The following is a 12,263-nucleotide window of genomic DNA, read 5'->3' on the forward strand; positions in this document are numbered from 1 at the left end:
ATAAAAAATAGGATGCATGCCCACACCCTAATTTTTTATTTACGAAAAACAACAAAGTGATCTGTTAGCCCTTAGCAGCCTTTACAAGCTTCTTGAATACGTATGCACCCGCTGCGATTACAGGACAAGCAAGAAGCACCATGAGAAGCGGATTGCCAGCGATTGTGTCAAGAACTGTAGACACAACAGAACCCATGTTTGTGATCGCAGTTGTTACTGCTGAAAACTCCATATCATTCACCCCCTTTACTTCATATTTATAAAACCCGCAAAGAGGGGATTATACATTACCTGTCTTTTCACTGGACTTACCAACCGAACCAGTAGCAGAAACAGCGTCCACCGCCTTCAGCTTCTTATCCACTATATCGAAGTACACTTTGCACTTCTGAAAGACACCGATAGTTACCAGATTGTTTTTCTCTCCACATGTCACATCGAAAGACTTACAGCCATTCGATAAACCAACAACATAGTATTTACTATCAGCCTCACCATTTTTACCTTTAATTATCCTCTCTTCCTGAGAAGTCTTAACAAGATCTAAGATAAACAAATAAGCCATAACAGCTACCTCCATATTTATAATGAACAACCAGTTATTTCCTATAGGCTCATGAGCATCTGAGCCTATAGGGTACAAACGAATGAGAGGGGAAGTACAAACTGCCTTTTGCACTTTTTACGAACACCCGTTTGTTACATTATTATTGTAAATTAACAAAACAGACAGGAAGTAAAAGAAAGTCTGTATCAGAGTTCAAGAAATATGTTAAAATATCATTTTCCCCTTTGTTCTGAAGGGTGTCTATTGTGCGGTTCAGCACATATTCCCAGTATATAAATATAAATCAACTGCTGCCTAAAGGTAGTAACAGTATATCAAGGTACGTCTAGTTTGGACGTGCCTTTTCTTGTCCTCTGATATAGCAAAATGGAGGACAGTAAATATGAGTAAAGAAGAAACACAAGTATGTAAATGGTGTGGGAGAGAATTTTCCATATTTGAATATGGAATTAGCAGCTACAATCAGAAAAGAAGGACAGTTTGTAAAGCGTGTTACAGTGAACGTAGAAGAGAAAAACAATTACAATTAAAACTTGCAGATGGATTAGAAAAATACAATAATGGTGAATTGGTAAAGATACGGAGAAAATACAAGAAGCCATATCATTTTCAAATATTATATAGGTCAGAATCAAGTATTGATTCTATTGCAAAAGATGAAGTATTTGTACGATTATTGGATTATAAATCCGCATGGATCTCAAATTATGGTAGATTGATTCAACAGTTGGATGACGGCACATATCAACTTGTAAAAGGGGTGCGTTCAAGAACGACAAAGGAATTAACTTATACACTTAACAGGAATGTTTATTTTAAATCCAAGGATAGGTGGGGATATAAGAAAGAGAGAGTTAATGCTTGTGATCTTGTAATTCAGATGTTCGTTGTCAATTATGATATGAAACATAATACGATGGTGTGGCATAAAAACAATGATACAAATGATAATTACTACAAGCATTTGTTCCCAGTAACAGATAAACAATACAGAGAGAGTTTGAGAGTACATGAACAGGATGGAGCAGTAACGAGTAAGCAGATTATAAATATTGTAAATGCTGTGGAGTTTAAGCCTGATGACTGGAAACCTTGGCACAATAAAAGAACCTATGAGGGTGTTGGTTATGTCGGTGCAGAGTCTTCAGATATAGATAGTGAATCATGTTCATTTATCAAGTGGAAGAATATGATTCAGAGGTGCTATAACAAAAAGGTTCACAAATTAAAGCCGTATTATATGGATAAAAATGTATGCGTGGAATGGCAGAACTACCAGAATTTCAAGATATGGTTTGATGCACATTACATTCCTGGAACTAAGGTTGATCTTGATAAAGATCTGCTCTGTAAGGAAAGTAATATGTACAGTCCAGAAACTTGTTCTTTTTTGACACATTATATAAATACTGTGTTTGAGGAGAGAGGGATAAAAAGTAGTATTACCCCAAATGGTAATAACATATATTCGGTGTCTATCTCAATATTGGATAAGAAGATAGATTTAGGAATATATGATACAGAAGAATCAGCAAAACAGGGATTGATTGACGGTAAAATCAAGTATATTAAGGAATTAGCAGAGAGTTGCAAGGGCAAAGTACAGGATTATGTATATGAGGCTATGCTAAGATATGAGATATAGTGATGTAATAGGGTATATTAGGTAGAAAATTATCTAATATACCCTATTTTTTACCCTTCACAAGTCTTATATGGTAAAATAGAGAAAGAATACTATAGGCATGTGCAATACAGTATTGGAGGAACGAAGATGAAATTAAATGAGGAACAGCGAAAAATCGGTATTAAATATAACGTTATGCAGTTGCTGATGACAGATATTCACAACAAACGATATGATGAGTTGCAAAAAATATATGAGGCTTTGAATTTGCGAAGCAATAATCAACTTGTGAATAAGTTATTAGAAGAAAGAAATGTTGGTGAATTATTTACACATACTGTTTATGCTGATGCGTTACTTGTAGTTGCGGATTATTTAGATAACAGATTAGAAGTAATAGATTTAGTCGATTTGCTGTATTCTAAGAGGTGTCCACGGATTAAGAATATGTTTACTGACTGGGAACATCAATACAAAAGTACCGGTACAATAAAAAACGCAAAGAAATTTGAAATGTCATATACTGAAAATTATTATTTGCATTTTTTATTTTATAGATCAGATGTATTTGAAGAACCAGATAAGGTTTTAAAAGGATTTGATTTTGAACAAGATAGATATATGCTGAATTATTGTTTTTATATGACAGATAAAAACCAGTTTGATAATGCACTTATATTTTGTACTACTAGTGAAGAATCAGAGGATTATTTGAAAGGTGTCAATAGAGAGAATAAAGAATATGTGCTGATGTCTAAATTCTTTGACAGATACCTTACAAAAAGAAGGATTGAGTTAGCAGATTATTTACATATAGAGGTGAATAAATTAGCTGAATATATCCACTCTGAAATGAAATCACAGAGTAAGAATGGTGAAGCACCTATTAGAGCTGGAATAGTTGGACAAATTGAGTTGTTTACAAAAGATATTATAGCGGATCACAATGGTGGGACATCTTGGTATAATGCTATGACAACAACAGCTAATGAAAAGTGGTATGGACAATCAGTTATGTATGTTCCAGATGTGGATAGATTGATAAGAAATTATTTTAAATCATTCGTTACAACAAAATATATTGAAATGGTTATGGAGAAGAAACAAGGATTTACGAAACTTACATTGTCGAGAGAGTGTATTCCAGACAATTATGAAATTGTATATCGGACAATTCTTTGTATGTATGAAATGGATGTATTATACAAGATGTTTGCAATTATGCAGAAACAATATTATACAGATTTTTCATGGGAAAAAATTACCAATCAAGACTTAGCCACACGATATGAGGATATTATATCTAATCTGGAACAGAATATTGTAGATAAAGAAAACAAAATAAATAGCTTATTACAAAAAAACAGAACATTATCATTACAAATTACAGCAGATAATTCTAAGCAGACAGCACCATTAGTAGCCGAAAATAATAAACTGTTAAAGGCTATAGAAAATAAGAATTCTGAAATTAACGATTTGAAGAAACAAATAGAATATCAAGAACAGTTTATTTCAGAATTGAATAAAACAGACAATGAAGGTACAAGCAATACATATGACTTAGAATTACTGCAAAATAAGAGATTTTTATTTGTGGGACATATAAGTGATGTATTACCAGAGATAAAGCATAAATTCCCTAATAGCATATTTATGGAATCGGAGACAAATAATATATCTGGAATAGAAGTTGACGCAGTTGTAATGCTTATAAAGTGGATGTCGCACAGTATGTTTTATAAGGTAAAATCGACAAGTGCATTATCACAGAAAAAAATAGTAATGTGTAATACGAAGAATATAGATACTATACTTCAAAAGGTGTATGAAGAAGTAATTTAGTTGTAGTCATAGTTTAACATACCCCCCCCTGCTGCCTTATCGTACATAATATCGTGGCAGTGAAAAAACGTTGATTTTGTGTTGATTTACATAATATTAAATCTGTATTGTGACGAAAAACTGAGTATTGTGCTATATCGTAAAAACGTAAGAAAATAAGGAATATCTGGGAATTGTATGCATTTTTTAAAAAATAGACACAATTTCAAACTGGACGGTGATACAAGGGCAAAATTTAGATTGTTTTTGGGGGATGTAGGTAATAGATGTTATCGTGAATATTATGTAACTACAAAACTACAATAGTATTTTCTCGAAAATAATTAGAGCAGGAGATCAGTTCTCTTGCTCTTTTATAATATCTGGTCATCATCCGATTTAACATATCTTACTATATCGCAAATATCACAGCCGAGAATACGGCACAAATCATTGAGTGTCTTGGTTGATACATCCATATTATGTTTTAGTCTATGCAGTGTGCTATGTGACATATGGTATTTGTTTGTGAGTGTATACCAGTTCTCACTTGATTTTTCAAGAGTATTCCAGAAAGGGGAATAATCAATCATCATAGCACCTCCATTCATAGCTTATGAATAAAGGATAAAAGATATTCTTATGATTGAATATCTTCGTTAAAACGAATATAATAGAAACATAATATTATTCATACAGAGGAGGAGAAGGTATGGCTATGATTAAGTGTCCTGAGTGTGGACAGGAAATTTCAGACAAGGCAAAGAAGTGTGTACACTGTGGAAAGATATTAATTGAGGATAAGCCAGATACTAAAATATGTAGCGACTGCGGAAAAGAAAATCCAATTGATGCTACAGAATGCGTACATTGTGGATGTCCATTTGAAGAAACTACTGTGGAGATACCAGTACAAACAGCAATAGCAGAAAAACCAAAGAAAAATCTGAAAAAGATTATAATTCCTGTTGTCGCAGCAGTTGTTGTAATTGTTGTAGGCTTGATTATTTATAATGTAAAAGTGGTTAAGCCGAAAAATACATACAATGAAGCTATGACACTTTTGGAAAAAGGTAAATATGATGAAGCTGATAAGTTGCTGGATTCTATTAGTGGATATAAAGATGTGGCAACGATTCAGGAACAGTTGAAATATGAATCCTATGCATATTCAACTATAAACGATTTAAAGAATTATCTTAAAAATCCAGATTCTTTTCAGCCATATGACATAACATTTTATGCTTCAATGGGTGGAGAAGAAGATTCAGAAAGTTCAGAAACAGAGGATAGCACAGAAGAAGTATCAGACAAGCATCCAGCTTGTATTATCCATTATGGAGCACAGAATGGTTTTGGAGGTAATACAACAAGTTATGTGCTAGGATATTATAATACTGAGGATAAGGCATATAAGGTTTTAGGTTCTTGTAACTCATTAGATGAGGATGATTATGATTCAGACGATGAAGACGATCTGTATGATTTGTTAATATGTAAATTAGTAAATCTTTATATTGATGGCGAAGATAAAGTAGGTGATGTTGATTTGGCAAGATTAAAAACAGTCCTTAAAAATGATGCGTATTCAACAATCAAGATTATCGAATAGATAATAACAAATGGGAGGGATTCGATGAAATGTCCTGAATGTGGAACTGAGGTAGCAGATAATGTAACTGTATGTCCTAGTTGTGGATATGAAATAGTTCAATCTGAAACTGAAGCAGTAGAAGATATCATAAATACAACAGCGACAGTGCCGGTATATAAGAACAAAAAATATATTGGAATTGCTCTTTGCGTGGTGGCTTGTATCATGCTGATTGTTGCCTTTACTAGAATTAACAATGATACATATTCTTTTTACAAACAGCACTATAAAGAGTGCATGGAAGGATATGCAGAAAATAGTGCGGATGCAAGAAATTATGGATCATGGTTTAGTGGTACATATAGATATATTGCATCTGAATATGAGGATATGGCAAAAGATGATAATAAGAAAATATGGGAATATCGCATACAAGCTATTGTATTATGTTTAGGTGGCATTGCCTGTGGAGTTGTAGGCTGTAAGTTTATCAAAGGGGAGAAAACAAATGGCATTAGTAAAGTGTCCTGAATGTGGCAGAGAAAATGTATCAAGTACAGCTAAGTCTTGCCCTGGATGTGGCTATAATGTAAAAGCATATTATGAAGCAGAACAGCAAAAAGAGGTTGTTCCAAATACTGCTGTACCAGCAAACAAAATCAATGTAAAGGCTATTATTGGTGTAGTTGTAGCATGTATTGTAATATTCTGGATATATTATTTTTCAACCAGATGTGCCTTTGATGGATGCACAGAAAAGAGAACAGATAATAGCAAATATTGTGCGTATCATTCCTTGTCATACTCTTATGGTTCAAGCTATGATTATACACCAAAGACAGGTAATGCTGGTGCAAAAGCAAAAGCAGAATCGTATCTTAATAGCTCTGCATTTTCCTATACTGGGTTAATACATCAATTAGAGTATGAAGGTTTTTCTACATCTGAAGCAACGTATGGAGCTGATAATTGTGGTGCTAATTGGAAAGAACAGGCATTGAAAAAGGCTAAGTCATATTTGAATAGTTCTGCGTTTTCATATAGTGGGCTACAACATCAACTTGAATATGAAGGGTTCACAGATGATGAAGTTCAATATGGAGTGGATAATTGCAATGCAGATTGGAACGATCAAGCATATAAAAAAGCAAAGTCTTATTTACATTCTTCACCAGATATGGGAAGAGATAGACTACTCCACCAGTTACAGTATGAAGGATTTAGCTATGAACAGGCAATGTATGGAGTAGATCAAGTGGGCTTGTAGTTTGAGTCAGTGTATAGATGTACCAGATACACCCCATAGCAGAAAATAAAACATGTTTTTTAGTTTTTGCCACCTCCCCCTAGTTCGTTGCTTGGTTCCTGGGCTGTATCGTGTGAATGGTACAGATACACCCACAGATGGACAGATGACAATATCACAAGATGTATACATACCCCTATGGGTATAATGAAAGGCTAGAGATTAAACACCTCTAGCCTATTTTTACACTATTTTATTGACTACATTCTATTAAGAATTTGCATTTTCTCCATTTCATAGAGCCATGAATAAAAGGTTGTGCCGTTTGCCTTTTGCTCATCATCAACGGCGATTGTGTAAAGCCTGTATACTTTTCTGGCTGATAGGGTTTCTATTTTCCCATTTTCATAATAATTAAACATGATAACCACCTCTTGTTATTCAGGGTATACCCACTTTGTATTAGTGGCTATACCCTTTTATATTAAGCCATTTTGAGCCGTTTCTTTTCGTCTGTCTTTACCTCTGTACTTCCATATAAATTTCTTATATCGTCCATAGATAACGATTTATGACTTCTTTTTCTGAATGCTTCAGTGTGAAAATACCACTTCTTTTTTTCTCTTGCCCATCTGAAGCCGAGACCCTTTAAAATGTCCTTGTGTGCGTATGTGTCACCATCAACCCAGATCCAACAACCTACAATTTCAATATTGATATTGTCCAGTGTGATAATATTCTGTATAACCTCTCTGAGCCTTATATCTTCTGTATAGTCATATTTCATATTGTTATATGATGCTTTATCCTCTGAATCGGTTGTTGCTCTGTTTTCGTGTCTGTTCTTTAATATATTGAACAGGCTTTCATATTCTGCATTGATTGACTGTGTGGCTTCTGTTGAGCCGTTGGGGTTGTCTGGATGAAACCTCTTTAATAATTCCTTATACTGTTTTCTTAATTCCTCTAATGATTCAACATTCTTGAAATATGTCATAATGTCCACCCCTTTTCTAATCTGTAACAAGTTCAACTCTTATATCGTCACAGTTGTTAATCTCTCTTACTTCCTCTGTACTGAATGTTTCAATACCTATTAACTGACCTTCAAAATAAATTTTGTACATTTTCATTACTGAAAACCTCCTTGATTGAATTGTTTTTGATTGATTTGTTATCTATAATATACACAAAAATGCGTGCATAGTCAATAAAAATATGCACATAAAAGCGTGTACATATTACACAAAAATGTTCACACATATTTGTGCATACTGCGAATAGACTATACACGTAAATTTGTGTATCATATAGGCATAGTCAACCGAATGACTTACAACAAATCAATCAAGTATCATTCAAGGAGGTAATTATTATGTGTATGACAGTTAAAGAAATGAATGAAGCAATGGAGCAGATTCAAGAGTGGAAAAGAATCAAGGAAGAAGCAGAGGACAACATCACAACTTTAAATTCAAAGGTTATGGAATTTCTTAATGAAACAGAAGAATGTGAAGCAGTTGATAACAAGGGTAAGCCAATCCGTAGATTTATCGGTAACATTTTCAAAGCTACACTTTCAAGTGTTGAGCGTGAAACAGTCAACAAAGATGAAGTAAAGAAATTACTTAGTAAAGATGATTATGCAAAGGTTAGTATGGTTAGCAAATATCAGTCTTTAAGAATCAACTAACAACAAACAATCAACAGGGCAGAGGGTGAGACAATCACCCAAAGCCGAGGTGATAAATAAATATATCGGAGGTTTAAACATGGATAAACAGACAACAGAGTTCTACATAAAGAAGTGCAACAATGAAATTGTAAGAGTTGGCAAAGGTGTTATAAACAAGCCAAAAATTGAATACAACGGCAAGGTTACAAAGTGGGCAGATGATAAGTACATAAAAAAGTGATAATTCAGGCGGTGACGGTTTAGCCGTGGGAGATTCAGTTCTCCGCTTGCCTATTCGGTAATATACCATAATCCAGCATGAAAGAAGGTGAGAAAATGACAGGCGCACAACTAAATGTAGAAGTGTTAGAGCCGTATTGTAAAAATAATATGCAGTTACTGAAGAAAATTTCAAGATCAATTTTTTTGAAACTGGGTGAGACGTTGTCAGAAACCGACTATGACGATTTTTACAGTATTGCAAATATGACATTATGGCAGGCTTACAACTCTTATAACTCAGATATGGGTATCAGTTTTGATATATTTCTTCATGGATGTATTAAGAGGAAATTCAAAACAGAGATAAGAGACAGACACAGAGCTAAAAGGGTTATCAATCAATTTACCTCATCATTAGATGATTCTGATGATAACGGCAATGATATATATAACCTCATACCATCCGACTTTGACACATTCGAGGAAGCAACAAACAACAATCAATTTCAGGACAAAGCACAACAGTATATTTCAAAATTATCTAGTCAACAGGTGAATATACTCAATCTTTTAATGGATGGGTACGAACCCAAAGATATACGGCAAATTTTAGAAATTTCATCAAAAGAATATGCCGAAAATATAAAGATTATGAGAAGTTTTGAAAATGTAAAGATTTTATTCTAGGAGGTAATCACCATGAAGAACATCAGAAAGCAGACGTACACATTAGAGCAGTATTTAAAGGACATGAAAGCGGAGAAAATCAGAACAGACCAGGAATGTCAGAGAAGATCAGGACAGTGGAATCCAAACATGGTAAACGAGCTTATAGCTTCAGTATTATCAGATGATTATATCCCACCCATTATTTTAGGTGAGGAAACCACAGCAAACGGAATTACCAGACAGTGGATAATTGATGGATTACAGCGAAGCAGTACATTGTCATTATTCAGATATGGAAACGCAAAAATAACAAAGAACCTTGATGAATATATGGTCACTTATCAGCGAAAAGTAACAGATGAAAATGGAAATATAAAGCGAGACGAACATGGCGAGGCTATTTGGAAAAATATAGAGTGTGATATTCGTAATAAAACTTATGAGCAGTTACCAGAGGAATTAAAAGAGAGATTCAATGGGTATCAGTTGGAGGTTGTAGTTCATCAGAATTGTGATACAACGCAAATATCTAAATTAGTACGCAAATTGAATAATTGCAAGCCTATGAACCAGGCTCAGAAAGCATTTACATATATTGATGCATTTGCTAGTGAAATAAGGGAAATTACAGAAAACAGATTCTTCAAGGATATGTACTCTTGCAATAACAGAGACAGAATCAACGGCACATTTGAGAGAACCATTGGAGATATGGCAATATTGTGTAACTATCCGGAACAGTACAGGAAAGATACAAAGGTAGGCTTCAAATGGTTAAATGAGAACGCAACCATATTTGATTTTAACAACTTGGATAATTTACTAACTAGGCTGGTTGATTCAACGGAAATAACAAGCGAAATTAGGAAGTTATTTAATAGGAAGAATGGGTATATATTTGTTGCAACATTCAAGGCATTTACAGAACTTGGAAGAAACGACAAAGATTTTGGAGAGTTCCTTCACTGGCTAATAGCTGATGGAAAATATACAGAGATAAATGGAAAAACATGGATAGATCTGGATATAGACAGATCAACAAGGGATAGTGGAACAGTACATGGAAAACTTGATTACCTTACAGCACTTGTTAAACAGTATTTTACAGTAATCAAGAATGTTGCATAAAGGAAACAGGGGGAGGAAAATCCTCCTCCTGGTATAAGAGAAATCGAGGTGATACAGATGTACACAATATCAGATATTCTAACAGATATTAACAGAGGATGCCTTGCTAATAATATGATAGAGGACTGTTTTACATACAGGATTATATACTTTGTGAATGACGGAAATAACGGCAGAAAATTTTATATAGATTGCTCATACAGAGATCTGAGAAAGTCACTGGAAAATATTATAAGAGGCAAGTTGACATTGACTAATAATATCGTCATAGCAGAAACAACAGTTATAAAAAATGGAAAATGTACTTGCTTACAGAGCAGATCATATTCATTCAGTTTGGAAGAGTATTTCAGAAGAGTAAAGGGAGAATGTAACAGCAGGAATAATCAGTATTGCAGGAATGCAGGATAGATGGAAAGGATGAAAAACATGGTAACATCAAAATTTTTCGATATGGGACAGATAGTTGTAACAAAGGGAATTAACGATATAATGGCAGCCAATAAAAAGTTTGCTACAGAGATTATGGTGTCATTGCAGAGATATGCAGTTAAAGATTGGGGTTGTCTTGATAATGAGGATAAAAAGACAAATGATGAAGCCTTGGACTACCCAGAAGATTTATATATTCTGGGTGCATATAAAACATCCAAAGGGAAAATATGGATCATAACCAACAGAATTTCAGAGGATTCGGGAATAAATGCAACAACAGTATGTTTCCCTGATGAACGATAGAGAAATAAGGAAATACATAGTGAAAGGACAGGGAAAATATCTCTGTCCTTATTAAAACTATAAAGGAAATTTTATAAAATTTTGCAAAAAAATGAAGATTACTTGAAATGAAAAAAATCATAAAATATAATATATGGAAAGGTCTAAAATAAAAATAATGGAGATTAAGATGATAAATTACAACAAGTTAATGGAAAAATTAAAAGAGAAAAAAATAACGACATATACAATACGTCAAAAATCATTGATTCCACAGGGAACACTAACAAAAATTAAAATGTGTACAGGGGATTCGATGGAAGAGATAGAGCAAAAACTTCAGGAATACAAAGACAAACATAATGGAAAAGAGTTTGTGTGCGATGTATCAACAAAAACGATTGAGGATTTATGTCAGCTTTTACAATGCCAGCCACGAGATATAATAGATTGGGAAATAGATTTGAAACCTGAATTATCTTATGAAAATAGGTTCAAACAGGAATAAATGAAAATGTGGTATTAAAAAGGGCACTTGAAAAAACAAATGCCCTAGTATATAATCTAATTAGAAAGGTAATCGGATGTAACTCCGATTTGCCCTCAGTAAAATGTAAACGTAAAGAATAGCATCTACTTTTGGACGAGTGGGATGCTATTTCTTTTTATTATTTATGATGATCTATGTAAGACAGAGCCGCAAAAATTACCAGCACCAAAGTTAAAACTTCAAGTGTGTTCATAGGGCATTCCCTCCTTTGTAAACTAGAGGGCATCTAATAATCGGAAATTACATCCTGCTTTCTATTAAATTATACTATATCAGTATATCATATTGAGAACATATGTTCAATGAATAAGAGCGAAATTTGTAAGATAATAGAATAAATAAAAGCAGTCAATCACCTATGGAAATAATTCTATAGGTGATTATTTTTTTGCTTGATGGAATCAACGGCATTGTTGAGATTTGCAGATCTCCATTTGTTCTGA

General features: G+C 33.7%; 17 protein-coding genes. 12 read left to right on the forward strand and 5 right to left on the reverse strand.

The genetic code is table 11. From position 1 onward, the window contains the following. Positions 1-64: 64 nt before the first annotated feature. On the reverse strand, positions 65-232 hold the full coding sequence (locus DW025_RS14775) for a hypothetical protein (RefSeq protein WP_165854747.1): 168 nt from the start codon (positions 230-232) through the stop codon (positions 65-67). A 48-nt stretch (positions 233-280) separates the two neighbouring features. Then, positions 281-565, reverse strand: a complete 285-nt coding sequence (locus tag DW025_RS04810; protein ID WP_119998988.1) for a hypothetical protein — start codon at positions 563-565, stop codon at positions 281-283. Positions 566-950: 385 nt separating this feature from the next. Here DW025_RS04810 and DW025_RS04815 point away from each other — a divergent pair, with 385 nt between their 5' ends. Both DW025_RS04815 and DW025_RS04820 read left to right on the forward strand, forming a co-directional pair. Continuing rightward, positions 951-2,213, forward strand: a complete 1,263-nt coding sequence (locus DW025_RS04815; RefSeq protein ID WP_119998990.1) for a hypothetical protein — start codon at positions 951-953, stop codon at positions 2,211-2,213. A 129-nt stretch (positions 2,214-2,342) separates the two neighbouring features. After that, a complete protein-coding gene (locus DW025_RS04820) occupies positions 2,343-4,040 on the forward strand; it encodes a hypothetical protein (RefSeq protein WP_119998991.1) in 1,698 nt (565 codons plus the stop codon). Between the two features lie 353 nt (positions 4,041-4,393). Here the strand turns inward: DW025_RS04820 and DW025_RS15465 are convergent, their stop codons facing one another. Next, on the reverse strand, positions 4,394-4,630 hold the full coding sequence (locus tag DW025_RS15465; RefSeq protein ID WP_442872060.1) for a helix-turn-helix domain-containing protein: 237 nt from the start codon (positions 4,628-4,630) through the stop codon (positions 4,394-4,396). 101 nt (positions 4,631-4,731) lie between these two features. Here DW025_RS15465 and DW025_RS04830 point away from each other — a divergent pair, with 101 nt between their 5' ends. From DW025_RS04830 to DW025_RS15085, 3 genes are read left to right on the forward strand one after another with little or no spacing between them, the layout of a single operon-like run. Continuing rightward, the gene (locus DW025_RS04830) at positions 4,732-5,631 is read left to right on the forward strand and encodes a zinc ribbon domain-containing protein (protein ID WP_119998995.1); all 900 of its coding nucleotides are present in this window, start codon (positions 4,732-4,734) and stop codon (positions 5,629-5,631) included. Between the two features lie 24 nt (positions 5,632-5,655). Further along, positions 5,656-6,144 carry a zinc-ribbon domain-containing protein gene (locus DW025_RS04835; protein WP_119998996.1) on the forward strand — a complete coding sequence of 163 codons (489 nt, stop codon included), beginning with the start codon at positions 5,656-5,658 and terminating at the stop codon, positions 6,142-6,144. Then, on the forward strand, positions 6,122-6,880 hold the full coding sequence (locus DW025_RS15085; protein WP_243104900.1) for an Ltp family lipoprotein: 759 nt from the start codon (positions 6,122-6,124) through the stop codon (positions 6,878-6,880). Before DW025_RS04835 ends, DW025_RS15085 begins: the two co-directional genes overlap by 23 nt. 239 nt (positions 6,881-7,119) lie before the next feature. Here DW025_RS15085 and DW025_RS14780 read toward each other — a convergent pair whose 3' ends face one another. Further along, complete coding sequence (locus DW025_RS14780; RefSeq protein ID WP_165854748.1) at positions 7,120-7,281, reverse strand: hypothetical protein; 162 nt, start codon at positions 7,279-7,281, stop codon at positions 7,120-7,122. Positions 7,282-7,343: 62 nt separating this feature from the next. Next, the gene (locus DW025_RS04845; RefSeq protein ID WP_119998998.1) at positions 7,344-7,856 is read right to left on the reverse strand and encodes a J domain-containing protein; all 513 of its coding nucleotides are present in this window, start codon (positions 7,854-7,856) and stop codon (positions 7,344-7,346) included. A 378-nt stretch (positions 7,857-8,234) separates the two neighbouring features. Between DW025_RS04845 and DW025_RS04850 the strand changes: the two genes are divergently transcribed. The 7 genes from DW025_RS04850 to DW025_RS04875 all read left to right on the forward strand — a co-directional run bounded on the left by DW025_RS04850 (position 8,235) and on the right by DW025_RS04875 (position 11,778). Continuing rightward, complete coding sequence (locus DW025_RS04850; RefSeq protein WP_119999000.1) at positions 8,235-8,552, forward strand: hypothetical protein; 318 nt, start codon at positions 8,235-8,237, stop codon at positions 8,550-8,552. A 79-nt stretch (positions 8,553-8,631) separates the two neighbouring features. Beyond that, on the forward strand, positions 8,632-8,775 hold the full coding sequence (locus tag DW025_RS14785) for a hypothetical protein (RefSeq protein ID WP_165854749.1): 144 nt from the start codon (positions 8,632-8,634) through the stop codon (positions 8,773-8,775). Between the two features lie 95 nt (positions 8,776-8,870). After that, complete coding sequence (locus DW025_RS04855; protein ID WP_165854750.1) at positions 8,871-9,443, forward strand: sigma-70 family RNA polymerase sigma factor; 573 nt, start codon at positions 8,871-8,873, stop codon at positions 9,441-9,443. A 12-nt stretch (positions 9,444-9,455) separates the two neighbouring features. After that, positions 9,456-10,553 carry a DUF262 domain-containing protein gene (locus DW025_RS04860; RefSeq protein ID WP_119999004.1) on the forward strand — a complete coding sequence of 366 codons (1,098 nt, stop codon included), beginning with the start codon at positions 9,456-9,458 and terminating at the stop codon, positions 10,551-10,553. Between the two features lie 57 nt (positions 10,554-10,610). Then, positions 10,611-10,964, forward strand: coding sequence for a hypothetical protein (locus DW025_RS04865; protein ID WP_133302875.1), 354 nt, complete (start codon positions 10,611-10,613; stop codon positions 10,962-10,964). Further along, the gene (locus DW025_RS04870; RefSeq protein ID WP_119999008.1) at positions 10,965-11,291 is read left to right on the forward strand and encodes a hypothetical protein; all 327 of its coding nucleotides are present in this window, start codon (positions 10,965-10,967) and stop codon (positions 11,289-11,291) included. Between the two features lie 169 nt (positions 11,292-11,460). After that, positions 11,461-11,778: a helix-turn-helix domain-containing protein gene (locus DW025_RS04875; protein WP_165854751.1), complete on the forward strand. Its 318-nt coding sequence runs from the start codon at positions 11,461-11,463 to the stop codon at positions 11,776-11,778. Positions 11,779-12,263 lie beyond the last annotated feature (485 nt).

The organism is Coprococcus sp. AF38-1 (assembly GCF_003603945.1).
In the GTDB taxonomy this organism is placed as follows: Bacteria; Bacillota; Clostridia; order Lachnospirales; family Lachnospiraceae; genus Coprococcus; species Coprococcus aceti.

Excerpts from the sequence above, each read along its gene's own strand:
- DW025_RS14775 (WP_165854747.1), bottom strand. The coding sequence starts at position 232 with ATGGAGTTTTCAGCAGTAACAACTGCGATCACAAACATGGGTTCTGTT.
- DW025_RS04810 (WP_119998988.1), bottom strand. The coding sequence starts at position 565 with ATGGCTTATTTGTTTATCTTAGATCTTGTTAAGACTTCTCAGGAAGAG.
- DW025_RS04815 (WP_119998990.1), top strand. The coding sequence starts at position 951 with ATGAGTAAAGAAGAAACACAAGTATGTAAATGGTGTGGGAGAGAATTT.
- DW025_RS04820 (WP_119998991.1), top strand. The coding sequence starts at position 2,343 with ATGAAATTAAATGAGGAACAGCGAAAAATCGGTATTAAATATAACGTT.
- DW025_RS15465 (WP_442872060.1), bottom strand. The coding sequence starts at position 4,630 with ATGAATGGAGGTGCTATGATGATTGATTATTCCCCTTTCTGGAATACT.
- DW025_RS04830 (WP_119998995.1), top strand. The coding sequence starts at position 4,732 with ATGGCTATGATTAAGTGTCCTGAGTGTGGACAGGAAATTTCAGACAAG.
- DW025_RS04835 (WP_119998996.1), top strand. The coding sequence starts at position 5,656 with ATGAAATGTCCTGAATGTGGAACTGAGGTAGCAGATAATGTAACTGTA.
- DW025_RS15085 (WP_243104900.1), top strand. The coding sequence starts at position 6,122 with ATGGCATTAGTAAAGTGTCCTGAATGTGGCAGAGAAAATGTATCAAGT.
- DW025_RS14780 (WP_165854748.1), bottom strand. The coding sequence starts at position 7,281 with ATGTTTAATTATTATGAAAATGGGAAAATAGAAACCCTATCAGCCAGA.
- DW025_RS04845 (WP_119998998.1), bottom strand. The coding sequence starts at position 7,856 with ATGACATATTTCAAGAATGTTGAATCATTAGAGGAATTAAGAAAACAG.
- DW025_RS04850 (WP_119999000.1), top strand. The coding sequence starts at position 8,235 with ATGTGTATGACAGTTAAAGAAATGAATGAAGCAATGGAGCAGATTCAA.
- DW025_RS14785 (WP_165854749.1), top strand. The coding sequence starts at position 8,632 with ATGGATAAACAGACAACAGAGTTCTACATAAAGAAGTGCAACAATGAA.
- DW025_RS04855 (WP_165854750.1), top strand. The coding sequence starts at position 8,871 with ATGACAGGCGCACAACTAAATGTAGAAGTGTTAGAGCCGTATTGTAAA.
- DW025_RS04860 (WP_119999004.1), top strand. The coding sequence starts at position 9,456 with ATGAAGAACATCAGAAAGCAGACGTACACATTAGAGCAGTATTTAAAG.
- DW025_RS04865 (WP_133302875.1), top strand. The coding sequence starts at position 10,611 with ATGTACACAATATCAGATATTCTAACAGATATTAACAGAGGATGCCTT.
- DW025_RS04870 (WP_119999008.1), top strand. The coding sequence starts at position 10,965 with ATGGAAAGGATGAAAAACATGGTAACATCAAAATTTTTCGATATGGGA.
- DW025_RS04875 (WP_165854751.1), top strand. The coding sequence starts at position 11,461 with ATGATAAATTACAACAAGTTAATGGAAAAATTAAAAGAGAAAAAAATA.